Source organism: Limimaricola variabilis (genome assembly GCF_034371605.1).
GTDB lineage: Bacteria > Pseudomonadota > Alphaproteobacteria > Rhodobacterales > Rhodobacteraceae > Limimaricola > Limimaricola variabilis.
On the sequence record NZ_CP139694.1, the window covers coordinates 44,831 to 62,157 of the forward strand.

The window sequence follows — 17,327 nt, forward strand, 5'->3', positions numbered from 1 at the left end:
GCTCGTCTCCCTCAGCTCAGGATCGCGCGGCACAGCGCGGCGGCGTCGGCGGCCCAGCCGGTGAGGATCGCCAGCATGGCGATCCAGACGATCAGCAGGAAATGCCAGTAGATGGCGCAAAGCCCGATGGCGGGCGCGGCCTCGGCCGGTCCCCGGCCGTGCCGCGCGGCCACCCGCGCCAGCGCCGCCAGGCCGCCCAGCACGTGCAGCACGTGCAGCCCCGAGATCAGGTAGAAGAAGCTCGCCCCGGGCGTGGCGGCGAGGCTCTGCCCGCTCTCGGCCAGCCGCACCCAGGCGAGGCCCTGTGCCACGAGAAAGCCGGCCATCGCGACCGTGCCCGCGCCGAGCCAGCGCGCGAGGCCGCGCGCGTCACCGCGCCGCGCGGCGAAAGAGGCCGCCTGCAGCGCGAGGCTGCTCAGCACCAAAAGCGCCAGCCCGATCCAGACCACGCCCGGCAGCCGCATCTCGAACCAGTCGGCATAGCCCATCCGCATGCTCACCGCGCTGCCCGACAGCGCGAAGAGCCCGCCCGCCACGATCAGGAAGATGCCGAGCCCGGCGCGCCCGGTGGGCTGCCCGCCGGGGGAGGGGATGCGGGTGACGGCGCCGGTTTCGAGCCAGGGCCGGTCCGCCACGCCCTGCTTCCACAGCCATGTCAGCGCGACGACGGCGACCAGCGCGACGAAGCCCAGCACGATGCTCATGGCACGTGGCTCCAGCTGGCGGGATGGCCGGGATCGTCCTGCGCGATGAAGTCGCGGCTCGCGCCGGGCACGCTGTACTCATAGGCCCAGCGATAGACCACGGGCAGCTCCTTGCCCCAGTTGCCGTGGCGGGGCGGCATCTCGGGCGTCTGCCATTCGAGCGAGGCGGCGCGCCACGGGTTCGGCTCGGCCTTGCGGCCGTAGCGCAGGCTCCAGGCGAAGTTGAACAAGAACAGGATCTGCGCCGCGCCGACGGTCAGCGCCGCCACCGAGATGAAGGCATTGAGCGTGGCGACGCTGTCGGGCACGAAGCTCGCCGAGATGTCGGGGTAGCGGCGCGGCACGCCGACGAGGCCGACGTAATGCATCGGGAAGAAGATCGCGTAGGCGCCGATGAAGGTGACCCAGAAATGGATCAGCCCGAGCCGGTGCGACAGCATCCGCCCCGAGATCAGCGGGAACCAGTGATAGATTGCGCCGAAGATCACCATGATCGGCGCGACGCCCATCACCATGTGGAAATGCGCCACCACGAACATCGTGTCCGACAGCGGCACGTCGACCACCACGTTGCCGAGAAAGAGGCCGGTGAGGCCGCCATTGAGGAAGGTGACGATGAAGCCGAGCGCGAAGAGCATCGGCAATGTCAGGTGGATGTCGCCGCGCCAGAGCGTCAGGATCCAGTTGTAGACCTTGAGCGCGGTGGGCACCGCGATGATCAGCGTCGTGGTGGCGAAGAAGAAGCCGAAATAGGGGTGCATTCCGGAGACGTACATGTGGTGCGCCCAGACGATGAAGGACAGCGCGCCGATGATGACGATCGCCCAGACCATCATCCGGTAGCCGAAGATGTTCTTGCGCGCATGCACCGCGATCAGGTCCGACACGATGCCGAAGGCCGGCAGGGCGACGATGTAGACCTCTGGGTGGCCGAAGAACCAGAACAGGTGCTGGAACACGATCGGCGAGCCGCCGCCATAGCTCAGCTGCTGGCCCATCTCGACCAGCGCCGGCATGAAGAACGACGTACCCAGAAGCCGGTCGAACAGCATCATCACGGCCGCCACGAACAGCGCAGGAAAGGCGAGGAGTGCCATCACCGTGGCGGTGAAGATGCCCCAGATGGTGAGCGGCATGCGCATCAGCGTCATGCCCCGCGTGCGCGCCTGCAGCACGGTGACGGCGTAGTTCAGACCGCCCATGGTGAAGCCGATGATGAACAGGATCAGCGAGACCAGCATCAGCACGATGCCCCAGCCGGTGCCGCCCGGCGTGCCCGACAGGATCGCCTGCGGCGGGTAGAGCGTCCAGCCCGCCCCGGTGGGTCCGCCGGGCGCGAAGAAGCTCGCCACAAGCACCACCACGGCCGCGAAATACATCCAGAAGCTCAGCATGTTGACGAAGGGAAACACCATGTCCCGCGCGCCGACCATCAGCGGGATCAGGTAGTTGCCGAAGCCGCCCAGGAAGATCGCGGTGAGCAGGTAGACCACCATGATCATGCCGTGCATGGTGATGAACTGGTAATAGGCCTCGGCCGAGATGAAGTCGAACACGCCGGGGAAGCCGAGCTGCATCCGGATCAGCCATGACAGGACCAGCGCGACCATGCCGATGGCGATCGCGGTGCCGGAATATTGCAGCGCGATGTATTTGGCGTCCTGGCTGAACACCCAGCGCGACCACCAGCCATGCGCGTGCGGCGGCGGCAGGTCGGGAACTTCGGCTGGCGGGATGCCGCTGTCTGGGTCTTCGCTGACGCTGCTCATGGATCGCTTTCCTCCGCCGTTTCCGCCACCCGGACCGCGCCACCCGCGGGCAGCCCCGCGAAGGTGACCTGCTCGCCGAGCCAGCTGTCGAAATCCTCCGGCTCGTCGATCGACACGTAGCCGCGCATGACCCCGTGCCCGACGCCGCAAAGCTCGGCGCAGAGCACCTCGAACACTCCGGTGCGGGTGGGGGTGAACCAGAAATAGGTGACCATGCCGGGCACCATGTCCATTTTGGCGCGGAACTCGGGCACGTAGAAATCATGCAGCACGTCAACCGAGCGCAGATTGACCCTGACCGGCTGGCCCAGCGGCAGATGCAGGTCGCCGCTGTCGATCACCACGTCGTCGGCGCCGAAGCGGTCATGCGGGTTGATGCCCAGCGGGTTGTCGAAATCGATCCATTCGGTGCCCGAACTACCGAGCCGGCCGTCGGCGCCGGGCAGGCGGTAGCTCCAGTACCACTGCTGCGCCACCACCTCGATCTCGGTGGCGTCGTCGGGGACGGTGATGAACCGCTTCCACACCACCAGCCCCGGCGCCAGCATGGCCGCCACCCCGAGCGCGGTGAGCGCGGTGAGCCAGATCTCGAGCTTGCGGCTTTCGGGTTCGTAATGCGCGACGCGTCCCGGCTTGTGGCGGTAGCGGAACACGCACCACGCCATGAACAGCACCACGGCGACAAAGACCGCGCCGGTGATCCAGAAGGTGATGACGAGGGTGGTGTCGATATAGCCCCAGTTCGAGGCGATCGGGGTCCACCACCAGGGGCTGAAGAGGTGAAAGCCGACGGAAAAGAGAACAATCAGTACCAGACTGGCCGCAACGATCATCGCGATACCCTCTCGCGCGACCAGCGGTAAAATTGCGTGCCAGTCGGGGGACGCTTAGGCAGGTGTCGGCGAGCATAGCCGAATTTCGGAAAGTTTTCCAGCAACCTGCAGAGCACCGCCCGGAGCGGCGCGCTGTCGGTCCGAACAGGGCTAGACGGCGTCGCGTCAGCGCCGGGGAAGGTTCCTATTCACCGAGGACAGATGCGTCCGCATCCGATCCGCCGCCTGCGCAGGGCTTCGGGCGACGAGCGCTTCGACGATGGCGTCATGTTCGTCAAAGGCGAAATGGTCCTGCGGCGGGCGCATGCTGGCCCGTTTCAGATCCCACAGCACCGCCCGCCGCACCGTGTTCAACTCGTTGAACAGATGAATCAGCAGCTTGTTGTGGGTCGCATGCGCGATGCAGTTGTGCAGGTTGGTGTCCGCGGCCTCGTAGAGCCGCCAGTCCGAGGCCTGCCTGCCGCGTTCGGCCCAGGAACGGATCTTCTCCAGATCGGCGGCCGTGGCCTGCAAAGCCGCCAGACGGGCCAGCTCGGGTTCGATGGCAAGCCGGGCTTCGAGAAGCTGGGCCGGGCGGGCAAGATCGCGCAGATAGGCCAGATCGTTGAGGTTGTGGACCGGTCGCGCCCCGACGAAGGTGCCGCGCCCCACATGGCGCCAAATCAGCCCGTCCCGCTCGAGCTCGGCCAGCGCCTTGCGAAGTTCAAAGCGTGACACGCCGAACTCCGCGATCAGCTGCCGTTCGGGCGGGATGCGGTCGCTGTGGGAGAAGCCGCGCGCGATCAGGTATTGCCGCATCCGGGCGGCCAGCGATGGCTCCGCTTCGGACACGCCGTCGTCGACCAATTCGCTCATTGGGCGATCTTCCTCCCGCCGCTCAAACCATTGCGGATACGCGGCTTTCCTGTGTCGTCCCGCCCACGGCGAGAGAACCCGCATGCCATGCACCCACCCAACCGTAACCAATCCGCGGATTGGTGTCACCGCTGCGACCGGGTTTTCGATCTAGCCTGCAGGGACAACCCGCTTTGTTTCGTGGAGGAAGACGGAATGCGTATCGCGACGGCCAATCTGGGAGCCGGTCTGGAGACCGTGCTGCTGCAGGAGGATGGCTCGGCCCATGTTCTGGGGATGCCCATCGCCGAGCTGATCGGGAAGGGCCCTGCCGCGCTCGACCGGCTTCGGACGAGCGGGGGCCTGCCGCTGCTGGCGCCCGGTGAATTCACGCTGGCGGCCCCGATCCCGGCGCCGGCCAAGAACGTGTTCTGCGTCGGCCGGAACTACATGGAGCACATCGCCGAGGGCGACCGGGCGCAGAAGCAGGAAGTCGGCGTCACCCAGGTGCCGGTCTTCTTCACCAAGCCGCCCACGGCGGTGACCGCTCCCGATGGCGAGGTCCCCATCTTCCCGCATCTCTCGACGCATATCGACTACGAGGTCGAACTGGCCGTCGTGATCGGCAAGCCGGGGCGGGACATCCCGCGCGAACGGGCGATGGAGCATGTCTTCGGCTACACCATCATCAACGACGTCACCGCGCGCGACATCCAGCGCAAGCATGGCGGTCAGTACTTCAAGGGGAAGGGGCTGGACGGGTCCTGCCCGATGGGGCCCTGGATCGTCACCGCCGACGCGATCGCGGACCCGCATGATCTCGGCATCCGCTGCTCGGTGAACGGGGAGCTGCGCCAGGACGGCAATACGCGCGACATGGTGTTCGACATCCCGACTTTGATCGCCGCGCTGTCGGCGGGCATGACGCTCGAGCCGGGTGACATCCTCGCCACGGGCACGCCCTCGGGCGTGGGCTATGCGATGGAGCCGCCGCAATACCTGCGCGATGGCGATATCGTCACCTGCGAGATCGACGGCATCGGCCGCCTGACGAACCGGATGCGCGCCATGGGCGGCGCGGCCAAGCGCGTCGCCTGAACCCGGTCGCACCCCGGCGGAGGAGGCCGTGGTGCATTCAGCCAAATCTAGGAGGAGGAAACCCATGACGATGTCGAAACTGCTCGGACGCGCCGCTGCGACGGCGATCACGCTTGCCCTCACGGCCGGGGCCGGCCTGAGCCAGGAGCTGCGCGAGATCACCTTCGCGCAGCCAAGCGCCTCGGCGATCAACTCCTTCCCGGTCTATGTCGCGATCGGCGAAGGCTATTTCGCGGAGGAGGGGCTCGAGGTTCAGGTGGAGACGGTCAACGGCTCGGGCTCGGTGCTGCAGGCGCTCGCCGCCGGTCAGGCCGATTTCGGCCGTCCCGGACCCGGCCCGCTGCTGACGGCCCGGGCGCGCGGGGTCGATGCGGTGTTCATCTACAACGTCGCGGCGCGGGCCAATTTCGGTCTCATGGTCGAGGAGGACAGCCCCTACCAGACCCCTGAGGATCTGGCCGGCAAGGTGGTCGGCACCGGGACGGCCGACGGCGCGGAGGTGGGTTTCGCGCGCAACGTGCTCAGCAGCGCGGGCATGTCGCCGGGCGAGGATTACGAGCTGCTTACCGTCGGCGATGGCGGACCGGCGACGGCGGCCTTCCTGCGCGACGAGATCGCGGCCTATTCCGCATCCGTCGCCGATGCCGCCGTGCTCGGCCAGCGGGGGGTCGCGCTGCGCGACATCACCCCGGCGGAATTCGCGCGGTTCTTCGGCAACGGCCTGGTCACGATGGGCGACACCATCCGCGACGAGCCGGAGCTGGTCGAGAAGTTCGTCCGGGCCTTCATGAAGGGTCAGAAATTCGCGATGGACGAGGCCAATCGCGAGGCCAGCCTCGACCACTTCGCGGCGGGCTTTCCGCAGGAGATCGAGGACCGCGACTTCGCCTCGGCGCTGTTCACCGCCGTGCGCTCGAAATCCGTCCCGCTGGAGACCGACAAGGGCCTGGGCTACCTGCCGCCCGCCGTGTGGGAGGAATGGCAGGCCAGCCTGATCGCCAATGGCGACCTGCCCGCCCCGCTGGACGATCTGGACGCCGCCTTCACCAATGACTTCGTCACCAAGATCAGCGCGGAGCTGGAGTGATGATGGCGACGGCCAGGGTGTCGCAGTTGCGCGCGTCGACGGGAGGCGAGACCGTCTATGAACTGACGGGCGTAGGGAAAACCTACGCCCGCAACCGGGTCCGCGCGCTCGAGGGGATCTCGCTGTCGCTGGAGCGGGGGAGTTTTTCCTCGGTGATCGGATCTTCGGGCTGCGGCAAGTCCACGCTCCTGAAGATCATGGCGGGTCTCATCCCGCCATCCCAGGGGCGGGTCACGATCAACAACCAGCCGGTCCGGGGGCCTCGCCGCGACATCGGCATGATGTTCCAGCACGCCACGCTGTTCCCGTGGCGCACCACGATCGAGAACGTGCTGCTGCCAATCGAGATCCGGGACGGAAAGGCCGCCGCCAAGGCGGCCTGGGGGCGGGGCGAGAAGCTGCTCGATCTCGTCGGGCTCGGCGGGTTCGAGTCGGTCTATCCCGACGAACTTTCGGGCGGCATGGCCCAGCGGGCGGCGATCTGCCGGATGCTGGTGACGCAGCCGGACATGATCTTGCTGGACGAGCCGTTCTCGGCGCTGGACGAGATCTCGCGCGATTTCATGAACATGGAATTGCAGCGCATCTGCACCGAGACGAACGCGACGGCGTTCCTCGTGACCCATTCCATCGCGGAAGCGGTGATCCTCTCGGACCGGGTCTATGTCCTCGCCCCACGCCCGGGCCGGATCGCCGAGGTCGTGGAGATCGACCTGCCGCGCCCGCGGACGCTGGACATGATCACGACGCCGAAATTCGGCGCCCTGGTCGAACGCATCCGCACCCGCCTCGACAAGGGAGACTTCGAATGACCGATACCGCGCCGGACCAACTCGACGATACCGTCTGGGTCGAGAAGGCCAGCCTGATCGACAGCATTCCCCGGCCGGTCCAGATCGCCTCGGTCGCGGTGGTGTTCATCACCGTCTGGCAGCTGATCACCCTGTCCGACCTGGTGCCGCCGATCATCCTGCCGACGCCGCTGGAGACGTGGAACGACATGATGTTCGTGGGGGCCAATGTCCTGTCGGGCGGCTACATGCTCGACTCGCTCTGGACCACGGTGAAGACGGTTCTCTACGGCTATGCGCTGGCCATCGCCATCGGCCTGACGCTGGGCATCATCGTGGGCGAGACCGCCTTCGGCGAGCGGGCGATCATGCCCTATCTCGTGGCGATCGACACCATGCCCAAGGTCGCCTTCGCGCCGCTCTTCGTGGCCTGGCTGGGCTTCGACATCGACAGCAAGGTCGCGCTGGCCGCCTTCATCGCCACCTTCCCGATCGTGGTGGGTACGGCGGCGGGGCTGCACGCGCCCGACGCCAACGCGCGGATGCTGTTCAAGACCATGGGGGCGAGCCGCTGGCAGACGCTCTACAAGATGAAGCTGCCGACCGGCCTGCCGCAGATCTTCACCGGCCTGAAGATCGGCTCGGTCGGGGTCATGGCGGGGGCGATCACCGGTGAGTTCCTCGGTGGCGGCAATGGCTTCGGCGAGCTGATCCGCGTCGCCGCCTCGCAACTCAACACGCCGCGCGTGTTCTCGCTGATCCTGTATCTGAGCCTCGTGGGCCTGGCGCTGTTCGCCGCGACCTCCTACGCGCAGCGGGTGCTGGTGTTCTGGCACAAGGACCGCGTCATCGGGGCCGAGGGCTAGGGACATGGACCTGCGGCGCGTCCCGGCGGATGCATTGACCGATTTCGTGACGCGCGCCTTCGAGGCTACGGGCGTTGACGGGCCGGCCGCACGCGACGTGGCCCGGACCATGGTCGAGGCGGATCTGCTCGGCTACGACACCCATGGCGTGTTCCGGCTCGGCCAGTACGTCAACCGTTTGCGCGACGGAGGCAGCAATGCCATGGCCTCGCCGCAGGTGGTGCGGGAGACCGCCGCGACGGCGCTGATCGACGGCGATGACGGGCTCGGCCATCTCGCGATGAACCTCGCCGTGCGGACGGCGATGGACAAGGCGCGCAGCGCCGGCATCGGCTGGGTCGGCGTCCGCCGTTCGAACCATGCCGGGCCGGCCGCGCTCTATGTCCGGCCGCAGGCGGCGGCGGGCATGATCGGGATCGCGGGCGCGGTGGGCAGCGCCAATCACATGCCGCCCTGGGGCGGCACGGAGCTTCTGCTCGGCACCAATCCATTGGCCGTATCGGCGCCCTCCGGCGCGGGCGTGCCCTTCGTTCTGGACATGGCGACGACGGTCGCGGCCATGGGCAAGATCAAGACGCTCGCGCAGCGTGGCGAGAGAATGCCGGAGGGCTGGATGATCGGGCGCGACGGCCAGCCGCTGACCGATCCCGCGCGACGGCAGGAGGGATTCCTGATGCCGATCGGTGGCGCCAAGGGCTATGGTCTGGCGCTGGCGATCGGGCTTCTGGGCGGAGTTCTGAACGGTGCGGCACTCGGTCGGACGGTGGTGGATTTCACCTCGGACACCAGCAGCCCAACCAACACCGGGCAGTTCGTGGTGGCCATCGACATCGCGGCCTTCGTCGACCTGCAGAGCTTCACGGCCGAAGCGGACCGGGTCTTTGCCGAGCTGCGCGCCGCGCCCCCACTGCCGGGCACGGACGGTCCACGCATCCCGGGGGAGCAGCGCGAGGAGACCAGGGCGAGGAACGTGGCGGATGGCGTGCCGCTGCATCCGTCGCTCGTCACGGCGCTGAATGCGCTTGCCGAGGAGCTTCACGTCGCGGGGCTCGACGGTATGGGCTAGGGGCGGCGGTCCGGGGGCCTCGGCGCTCACGCATGATCCTGCACCTTGGCAGCCTGCATGGCGACGAAATCCCTGAAGGCCGACGATCCTTCGATTGCAGGGGCTCAGGTATCGAGCCGGCGACCGGCGGACAGGGAGGTCCGACCTTGCTGCCCGCAGAGAACGCCGAGGACAGGGATGGTGGATCACTCCTGAGTGATCTTTCAAATGCCTGTATTTGCCTGCATTTTTGTTTCGAATGGCGCCAGACGGGCCGCCGAAACCAGGTGCTGACGTAGGGTCCCAAGCCGCACGGGGGAACCTGAGCCGTCGATCGTGGTTTCAGGATTACTGTTCCGACACTGGCATGAAGGGGCAGCGCGCGCCGGTCAGGGATCCATTCCCCGCCCGGCGCGCGTGGCGTCTGTCACAGCCGGATCCTCGCCCGAAGCGTCATGCAAGAACCTCGCTTCGGGCGGCAGGCTCCCCATATCTTGCGAAGGGCCGATCAGGTCGCCGCGCACTGCCGGAGAACAGCCGCCGAGGTCTCACTCTTAGGAATCTCAGCTATGTGAGAGGACAGCCCAAGCCTCCGGTCACGTGCCTTCGGCGCGTGTCCGCGCGACGGATCAGATGGCCGGACCATGGTCCGATTATTTCCCGATCAATCTGTGTCAAGAATCAGCACATACCGACACGGGCTTCCCCCCGCCCGGATCGGCACACCGACGATTTGACGTCTGTCTGAAGCTTATGACCGGAGATTCACCATGAAACTTTCCCAACTTCTGCTCACCACGTCCCTTTGCGCCGTGGTTGCCTTGCCCGCGTCGGCGCAACCGCGGACCTTTGCCTCGATTGACACCGACCGCGACGGCAACTTGTCCATGAAGGAACTGACGGAGGCCTTCGGCACCGCCGGTGCGCAGAGCTTCCTGGCCTACGCCGATCGCGACGGCAGCGGCAGCGTCAGCGTTGCCGAAGCCCAGATCTCGCAGGATGACGAGGACGACGAAGACGACGAGGACGACGACGAGGATGATCGCGACGAGCGCGACGACGACGAGGATGATCGCGACGAGCGCGACGACGAGGACGACGACCACGACGAAGATGACGACGAGGACGACGACCGCGACGAGGACGACGACGAGGACGACCGCGACGAGGATGACGACGAGGACGACCGCGACGAGGACGACGACGAGGACGACCGCGACGAGGACGACGACGAGGACGACCGCGACGAAGATGACGACGAGGATGATGACGAGGACGACGAGAAGGACGATAAGTGATCTGATCGCGTCAGTTCAGCTCTGAGATCACCACTCTGGGCAGTCGCGAGTTTCTCGCGGCTGCCTCCATCGGCAGGATTGCGCATTCTTGAAGGAGGCCCGGAGTGGCGACACCCCTCTCGCAGACCAAGTTTGAAAAGCTGTTTTCGACGCCGCTGTTCCGTTTCGCCCTGAACGATGCCGACAGCTTCAATGCCGAACTCCTCGCCGAAGGGGAACGCCTGCGATCTGAATCCGAGGGTGCGTCGAAATCGAACCGGGGCGGGTGGCATTCGTCCGGCAACCTGTTCGACAACGAGGCGGCCTGTTTCCAGCGTCTCCGATCCCACGCGGTCGATGCCGTCATGACCGCAACCGACAAGATCGGCGCAAAGGCGGAAACGAGCCGGCTCGATCTCAAGATGTTTTCCTGGATGAACATCAATCCACCCGGCGGATACAATGCACCGCATACCCATCCGGGCGCGCATTGGTCGGGCGTCTATTACGTCGCGCAGCCGGAAGCCGAAACCGAATCCTCGGGGAAGGTCGAATTCCTCGATCCGCGAACCGACCTGCCGAATTGGCGGCTTCTCAAGGCGCCGTCCTTCTCCGCGAAGAAGACGATCCGGCCCGAGCCCGGAGAGCTGATCCTGTTCCCGTCCTATCTCGTCCACTGGGTCTATCCCAACGACACCGAAGAGAACCGAGTCTCGATCGCCTTCAACGCGACGTTCCGCAAGGCCGTCAAGAAGACCAAGGCCAAGGCGAAGACCAACGCTTAGGGCAGGGAGCCGCTACGGGATAAGGGGCCGTCAGCCCCGGTCCCGTCGCTCACTCACCGAGGCCCCAGCCCTCATGTGCGATCAGCGCGGCCTCGACGCGATTGCGGGCGTGAAGCTTGCCCATGATGCCGGTCATGTAGTGCTTCACCGTCTTTTCCTGCAGGCCGAGCGCTTCGGCCACCTCCTTGTTGCTCTGGCCCTTGGCGACGCACCGCAGGATATCCTCTTCGCGCTTCGTCAGATCCTCAAGCGGCGAGTTTGGCGCGCGCTGCGGGGGCTGAGACATGTAGTTGAGAACCCGTTCGGCGAATTGCGGCGAGACATGCGCCTCGCCCCGCGCGACGCCTTTCAGGATCTCGCGCAGTTCACTCGCGGAGATGCCCTTCAGGATATAGGCGATCGCGCCGAATTTGAGCGCGCTCGCGACGTTCTCATCCTCTTCCGACACGGTGAGCATGGCGACATGTGTTGCGCTGCCCGCGGCGGAGATCGCCTTGACGGCGGCCAGCCCTCCGCCGGGCATGGACAGGTCGAGAAGCGCGATGTCGGGTCGGGTCTGATCCGCGATCTGCACGGCTTCCTCCGCAGAGCTTGCGGCACCCACGACCTGGAATTCCCCGGTTTCCTCGAGGCTGGTGATGACCCCTGCCCGAAAGATCGGATGATCATCGGCGACAACAATACGAACCGTCATTTCTGATCCTCCGAGATTGGCAAGCGCAGGCGAAGCTCGCTGCCCTTGCCCAGTTCCGATTTGATCGCGACCTCGCCGCCCAGCGTGGCCGCGCGATCCGACAATCCGGGCAATCCCTGTCCGCCGTCATCGCGCAATTCGGATCTAAGCTGCGGGTCGAAGCCCTGCCCATTGTCCGACACGACGACGTCGATCCAATCGCCCTGCAATTTCAGAGCCACCCTGATTTCCGTGGCCTGCGCATGTCGGCTGGCATTCGAGAGCGCCTCCTGCACGAAACGATATATGCAAAGCTTTGTCGCATATGACGCGTCGATCGCGCCTATTGAATCGCCCTGCAACTCCGCTTGAGATCCGAAACTCTTGTTATGGTCGCGCACGGCCTGCGCGGCGCATTGCCCGAGATCGAGCCTGGCGAGATCCGGAAGCGCCAATCCACGCGAAATCGCCCTCAATTCCGACATCGCACTCGCGAGCGCCTGCCTGACGGTATCGGCATCCTTGGAAGGCCCGATCCCCGCGCTCTCGAGGCGCAGGCTGACGAGTGACAGGTGCTGCGCCACGCCGTCATGCAGATCCTGTCCGATGCGCTGCATGATCTTTTCCGATTGCGCGGCCGCGCGTTGGGCGGCCCCGGACACGTGCTTGCGTAGGGCATCGTTGGTCTGGGACAGCCTTCGGCTCTCATGGAGCTGCGATTGAAGCTGCTCGCGCTGGCGCTCGATGAGCCGGCTACCGATATGCACGATGATGAACAGCAGCGCGCCGCTCAGCCCCAGAATGCCAGCTACCAGCATCCAGCTTTCGCGGCGTGCCTCGACCAGCTCCAGAGCGAGATCTTCGGCGCGCTGATAGAACTCGACGACCGCGAGGACGTCACCCGTCACCGTGTCCCGGATCGGCACATACACCTCGAGCAGCGGCAAGCTCACGGCCACCTCGGTTTGATCGCCCGAGACCTGCAGCGCCTGGAACTGCGAGGCCACCTCGCCCGCCCAAGCCTTCTCCAATGCCTGGGACGGCTCGTAGGAGCGCCCCCGCAGCTCCGGCCGGTAGGATTCCAGGATCTCTCCGGACTGGCTCCAGATGTTGTAGGTCACGACCCGCTCGCTCAGCCGGCCTTCGCGAAACACCTCGCGCAGGGCCAGCCCGGCCTCGCGGGAGAGGGTCTCCCTATCCCCCTGGCCCCAGGATTGGTTGGGGATCAGGCTTTCGATGTAGAGCGCGGCCGAGGTGCCCGAGTTCTGCACGACGCCCTGTTCGATACGATCGGCGACCCAGCTGCCCACCACATAGGCCGCCACGAAAATCACCGCCCCGCCCGCGAACAGGAAGCGGAAGGAAAGCGAGTGAAAAAGAGGCGAAAGCGCGCTGAGCATGGCTGTCATTAACCCTTGATGCGGTGAATTCGCGCGTTTTGCTACCGACCAAGGTCCGAGGTTGGCGGATGACCGCCTGCGGCGGGGCCATCGCCTGATGTGCGGGGGAAACGGGGGAAGGGTGGGCCGAGAGGGCATGACAGGGGGATGCGAAGGCTCGTTCACCGCTCAGCTCCGGCCGAACGCGGGCGGCGTGGTGACGTTGGTTGGCGTCGTAGAGTGCTCAAGCGTCGCGCATCGTGATGCGCAGGGCCGCGCAGGTGGCGGCGGAGCTGCGGCGCTCCCGCCCTCGATTACCCTGTGCTCAATGCACGTGGCCGGCCAGCTCATGGTCATGATCGTGTTCTGGCGAGGCGCCGCGATCCATATCGCCCGCGGCCTCCGTCTCGTCCGGTAGCGCCTCGAGGCGCAGGGTTTCGGAATGCAGGTAGACGATCAGGTCCGCCACGTCGTTCTCGCCGAGGCCGAACCGCGGCATGCGGACCGCGGGAAACGCCTGGTCGAGCTTGACCGCGATCGGGTCCCCTTGCGCCAGCATCCGGTCCGGCGATCGGATGTAGCGCATGAGCCAGTCGCGATCCCGCCGCAGCGTGACGCCCTCGAGGTCGGGGCCGACGCGCACCCCGGCGCCGATCGAATGGCAGGCGGCGCAGGCCTTGTTGAACAGGCCTTCGCCCACCCGGTTCTGCGCGGCGAAGCTTTGCAGCGTGCGGCCGTCGATCACCTTCGCCGGGGCTCTCGGCGGTGCCCAGTCCGGGTCGAGCGCGAGGATGTCGGCCGTCGCGGCGGCAAGGTTGCCCATCAGCGAGGTGCGCCGCCATTCGCCCGTGCCGGCGTTGCCGATCAGGATGTCGCTGCGGTGATCGCTCAACCGCTTGCTGCGCTCGCCGAGCTTGTAGCGCAGCAGGGCGACGTCGTCCGGCGCGCCGGTGAGAAAGTACCAGCCCTCGCCAGCGCCGAAGGCTTCGGCATAGGCGGCCAGCTCCTCCGGCGCGTCGCGCTCGGGCGTGAGAGAGATCGAGATGAAGACGATCTCTTCCCCCATCCGGTCTTCCAGCCATTCGTGGACCTTGGCCAAACGCGCGGTGGCGAGGCCGCAGATGTCGGGGCAGTCGAGGTAGAAGAAATTGACCACGGCGATCCGCCCGTCGAGCACGTCATCGACGAAGCGCAGCTCCCGCCCCTGCTGATCCAGGAGCCGCGTGTTCGGGAAGTAGTCGAGATCCCAGCGGCCGGGCATCGCTGGCGAGGCTGCGAGCGTGGCCGCAAGCGCGACCACGCCCAGCCAGAAACGATGCATGGTCATCCACGCCTCCGGGAGCGCCGCCCCGACCGCGAGTCGTCGTCATCATCATCGTCATCATCATCCTCGGCCTGCGGGTTTCCGGAGAACTCCTTGGAGAACGGGTTGCCCTCGGGCAGGATCTCGGGATCCCGGTAGCTCACACCGTATTTCGACGGATCCGGCGTCGGGATCACGCTGACATGCTGATAGGACTGGTTCGGATCCTTGGGATCGGTCAGCAGGTCATAGCGCGCCAGCATCGCCCAATCCTCATGGACGGTGTTGTGGCAATGCGTGACATAGGCGCCGCCATACTCCCCGAAGGTCACCTGGATCCGGACCTGGCCGCCCGCGCCTGTGCGCCAGACATCCTTGCGCGCGCCGCGTTCGAGCGCCGACATGCGTGCCCCGCCGCGATCGATCGTGATCCCCTCCTCGAAGTGGAGGTGGACCGGGTGGTCCCAGCCGCCGCTGCTGTTCTCGATGATCCAGTGCTCGGTCACGCCCGGCTCGGGGACGAGCAGGCTGACCCGGTTGGCGTTGAGGAAGTGGTTGGACTCGCCGTTGACCCGGACCGACCAGCCGAAGCCCTCGATGTTGCGATCGGCGCAGTCGGGGAAGCATTCGCCAGTCAACAGCTCATCCTGCTGATCCGTGCCCTTGAACTCCAGATGGCGGACGCGCACCGGCTCCACGATCGGGATCGGATCGGTCAGCTGGGCGGGAACCCGACTGTAGTCCGGGTCGGAGGCGCGGTGGATCTTGCCCGGGTTGTCGACCGACTCCACTTCGCCAACCACCCGGAATTCGATGAAGGTGCCGACCGCGGGATCGTCGGTCTCCTGGTTGATGGCCTCGCGCCGGGGCAGATACTCCTTGGGCCTGGCGCCGTCCTGATGCTCGGAGACGTTCAACATCCGGAGCTTGGCGCCGATCGGGAAGGCCGAGAAGTCGACGATCACGTCGAAGCGTTCGCCGGTGCCCATCGGGTCAAGCTGGTTCACGGTGACCGGATTGACCAGCAGGTTGCCGTCGGTCGAGATGACCTGCATCGGTACCCAGCGGTTGCGACTGTCGAGCAGCCCGAGCCGGATGAAGCGCGACATGCAGGCATTGAGCAGGCGGAACCGGTACTTGCGCGGCAGCACTTCGAAGAAGGGCTTGTAGGCAAAGTTGACCAACACCAGGTCGCCCAGGAAGCCGACCGTGTCGAAGATGTCGAAGAAGTACTGGCCGTCGGGGTTGAGCGCCGCGTCCGAGATCATCAGGTTGACGTCGAAATCGATATTGCCCCAATCAAGCTCGCTGCCGCTCGGCAGTTGCAGGTTCACGCCGTCCCAGAGCCGCTCATTGCCCCGGTCCGGTCCGCTGTAATAGTTGAGCGCACCGAGATGCCCCTTGTAGACGTTCTCGGCCGTGAAGAAGAAGCGGTGGTCATGCATCCACAGTGAACCCTGCAGTTCACGGTAGTCGCCCTTCACTTGCACCAGCCCGCCATAGCCGTCCGGACCCGACGCGCGCGGATCGGTGGCATCGGTGTTGATCATGTCGGCACGGGCCAGCGTCGTCGACCAGTGGTAGTCGTAGAACTGGCCGGAATAGAAATGCGCGTTCGAGGCGCCGTCGCTCGCCGAGGCGTTGTGACCGTTGTGGTTATGGGTGGCCTGGCTGAGGGAGCCGAAAATGCTCGTTTCTTCGGCGTCCTCGGGCAGCAGATTGTAATGCCGGAAGATCACCGGCTCGCCGTAACGGAGCTTCATCAACGGCGGCGGCAGTACCGACTTGCGGTTCTGGCCCGAATTGAAGGTCCAGACGCTGTCACGGTCCTGATCCGGAAACTCGGGGTGGAAGGAAAACCCTCTGTCCAGCTGGCCGAGCGACATCACGAAGGCCTTCTTCGGCAGGTATTCCTGCCATCGTTGATGCGCGAAATACTCGCCCGGCGGCCGCCCTTCCATCGGTCCGTGCGAGAACTCGGGATTCCGGCAGTCCTTGCCGTCCGACATGGTGAAATCGGTGTGGTAGGACAGGCGCCGTGCCGGCGGCTCGTCAAGGTCTTCGGGGAAATGGAGATCCAATTCGTAGCCGCGGTAACGGGGCTCGAGCGGGTGCGGCTCCTCCAGGCGAAGACGCGGCATTTTCTGGGTGAAGGGCAGCGCCCCGAAGGTCGGGCTGCGCGGGACCCCGGTCGGAATGCCCTGCGCATATGCGCTGGAGGCGAACGGACTCAGCCCGTTGATGTTGGCCAGCGTGCCGGCGCTGGTGAAGATCCCCCACTTGAAGAGTTCACGGCGGGTGACCTGCCCCCGAGACAAGGCCTTGACGATCTCGGCACGATTTTTCCGGGCGTTCTCCGCTTCCCTGATGCGGTGACGCGATGCATGGCGCATTAGATACATGGAACCCTACCCCCAAGCCGCCCGTCGTCACGCAAAAAAGAACCGGAGACGAATGCCGGGCAGCGAAAATTACACGCATCCATTGTGAAAGAACCACCGCCTGCGTCCATACTTCAAACGGGTTAACGCGCTATCCTAAATATAAGGGGGTGGTTTAATGGTACTGAAAACCGGTGGGTCGTGAATCGGTATGGATTCCCGTACCACTTCCTTTCTTGGGGGTAATCGAAAATTGCCTTTCAGGGCGTTCCGCGATTCCGGAGTTTTTGATGAGCAGGGCGCCCTGACGCAAATGGCCAAGTGACCGCACTCACAGGGTTCATCAGTATTCTGAAGGGATTGAGGCCGCAGATGCGCCTTCTGTCAGGCAAGGCGGAGCCTAGATCATACGCCTGTCAGCACCCGCTCCACGCAACCTCAGCAGGGCTGTGGGCCGTGGCGTGGTAGGGTCACCGCTACGCGCTTTATCTATATTGAAGCG

16 protein-coding genes are annotated in these 17,327 nt (G+C 65.6%); 8 read left to right on the forward strand and 8 right to left on the reverse strand.

The annotated features are described in order from the left end of the window. Positions 1-11: 11 nt before the first annotated feature. The 4 genes from T8T21_RS18705 to T8T21_RS18720 all read right to left on the reverse strand — a co-directional run bounded on the left by T8T21_RS18705 (position 12) and on the right by T8T21_RS18720 (position 4,161). Positions 12-704: a cytochrome c oxidase subunit 3 gene (locus T8T21_RS18705; protein WP_322338127.1), complete on the reverse strand. Its 693-nt coding sequence runs from the start codon at positions 702-704 to the stop codon at positions 12-14. Then, positions 701-2,473 carry a cbb3-type cytochrome c oxidase subunit I gene (locus T8T21_RS18710; protein WP_183471511.1) on the reverse strand — a complete coding sequence of 591 codons (1,773 nt, stop codon included), beginning with the start codon at positions 2,471-2,473 and terminating at the stop codon, positions 701-703. Before T8T21_RS18710 ends, T8T21_RS18705 begins: the two co-directional genes overlap by 4 nt. After that, positions 2,470-3,306: a cytochrome c oxidase subunit II gene (locus T8T21_RS18715; RefSeq protein ID WP_322338128.1), complete on the reverse strand. Its 837-nt coding sequence runs from the start codon at positions 3,304-3,306 to the stop codon at positions 2,470-2,472. Before T8T21_RS18715 ends, T8T21_RS18710 begins: the two co-directional genes overlap by 4 nt. Before the next feature lie 165 nt (positions 3,307-3,471). Then, positions 3,472-4,161, reverse strand: a complete 690-nt coding sequence (locus T8T21_RS18720; RefSeq protein WP_322338129.1) for a FadR/GntR family transcriptional regulator — start codon at positions 4,159-4,161, stop codon at positions 3,472-3,474. A 195-nt stretch (positions 4,162-4,356) separates the two neighbouring features. On the opposite strand from T8T21_RS18720, the gene T8T21_RS18725 reads away from it, so the two are divergent. The 8 genes from T8T21_RS18725 (at position 4,357) to T8T21_RS18760 (ending at position 11,089) form a co-directional block, all read left to right on the forward strand. Continuing rightward, positions 4,357-5,238: a fumarylacetoacetate hydrolase family protein gene (locus T8T21_RS18725; protein ID WP_322338130.1), complete on the forward strand. Its 882-nt coding sequence runs from the start codon at positions 4,357-4,359 to the stop codon at positions 5,236-5,238. A gap of 64 nt (positions 5,239-5,302) precedes the next feature. Beyond that, complete coding sequence (locus tag T8T21_RS18730) at positions 5,303-6,325, forward strand: ABC transporter substrate-binding protein (RefSeq protein WP_322338131.1); 1,023 nt, start codon at positions 5,303-5,305, stop codon at positions 6,323-6,325. 2 nt (positions 6,326-6,327) lie between these two features. After that, positions 6,328-7,137: an ABC transporter ATP-binding protein gene (locus tag T8T21_RS18735; protein WP_183471520.1), complete on the forward strand. Its 810-nt coding sequence runs from the start codon at positions 6,328-6,330 to the stop codon at positions 7,135-7,137. Continuing rightward, entirely contained in the window at positions 7,134-7,982 is an 849-nt protein-coding gene (locus tag T8T21_RS18740; RefSeq protein ID WP_183471522.1) for an ABC transporter permease, read from the forward strand. The genes T8T21_RS18735 and T8T21_RS18740 overlap by 4 nt, the downstream gene beginning before the upstream one ends. A gap of 4 nt (positions 7,983-7,986) precedes the next feature. Beyond that, positions 7,987-9,048 carry an Ldh family oxidoreductase gene (locus T8T21_RS18745; protein WP_322338132.1) on the forward strand — a complete coding sequence of 354 codons (1,062 nt, stop codon included), beginning with the start codon at positions 7,987-7,989 and terminating at the stop codon, positions 9,046-9,048. A gap of 32 nt (positions 9,049-9,080) precedes the next feature. Further along, positions 9,081-9,326 (forward strand): hypothetical protein, encoded by a 246-nt coding sequence (locus T8T21_RS18750; RefSeq protein ID WP_322338133.1) that lies wholly within the window; start codon positions 9,081-9,083, stop codon positions 9,324-9,326. A 471-nt stretch (positions 9,327-9,797) separates the two neighbouring features. Continuing rightward, positions 9,798-10,325, forward strand: coding sequence for an EF-hand domain-containing protein (locus T8T21_RS18755; RefSeq protein ID WP_322338134.1), 528 nt, complete (start codon positions 9,798-9,800; stop codon positions 10,323-10,325). Between the two features lie 104 nt (positions 10,326-10,429). Next, positions 10,430-11,089 (forward strand): TIGR02466 family protein, encoded by a 660-nt coding sequence (locus T8T21_RS18760; protein WP_322338135.1) that lies wholly within the window; start codon positions 10,430-10,432, stop codon positions 11,087-11,089. A gap of 49 nt (positions 11,090-11,138) precedes the next feature. Here the strand turns inward: T8T21_RS18760 and T8T21_RS18765 are convergent, their stop codons facing one another. The 4 genes from T8T21_RS18765 to T8T21_RS18780 all read right to left on the reverse strand — a co-directional run bounded on the left by T8T21_RS18765 (position 11,139) and on the right by T8T21_RS18780 (position 16,762). Continuing rightward, positions 11,139-11,783 (reverse strand): response regulator, encoded by a 645-nt coding sequence (locus tag T8T21_RS18765; protein WP_183471530.1) that lies wholly within the window; start codon positions 11,781-11,783, stop codon positions 11,139-11,141. Then, a complete protein-coding gene (locus T8T21_RS18770) occupies positions 11,780-13,162 on the reverse strand; it encodes a sensor histidine kinase (RefSeq protein WP_322338136.1) in 1,383 nt (460 codons plus the stop codon). Before T8T21_RS18770 ends, T8T21_RS18765 begins: the two co-directional genes overlap by 4 nt. A gap of 304 nt (positions 13,163-13,466) precedes the next feature. Beyond that, positions 13,467-14,468 (reverse strand): SCO family protein, encoded by a 1,002-nt coding sequence (locus tag T8T21_RS18775; protein WP_322338137.1) that lies wholly within the window; start codon positions 14,466-14,468, stop codon positions 13,467-13,469. Further along, the gene (locus tag T8T21_RS18780) at positions 14,465-16,762 is read right to left on the reverse strand and encodes a multicopper oxidase family protein (protein WP_322338138.1); all 2,298 of its coding nucleotides are present in this window, start codon (positions 16,760-16,762) and stop codon (positions 14,465-14,467) included. Before T8T21_RS18780 ends, T8T21_RS18775 begins: the two co-directional genes overlap by 4 nt. Positions 16,763-17,327 lie beyond the last annotated feature (565 nt).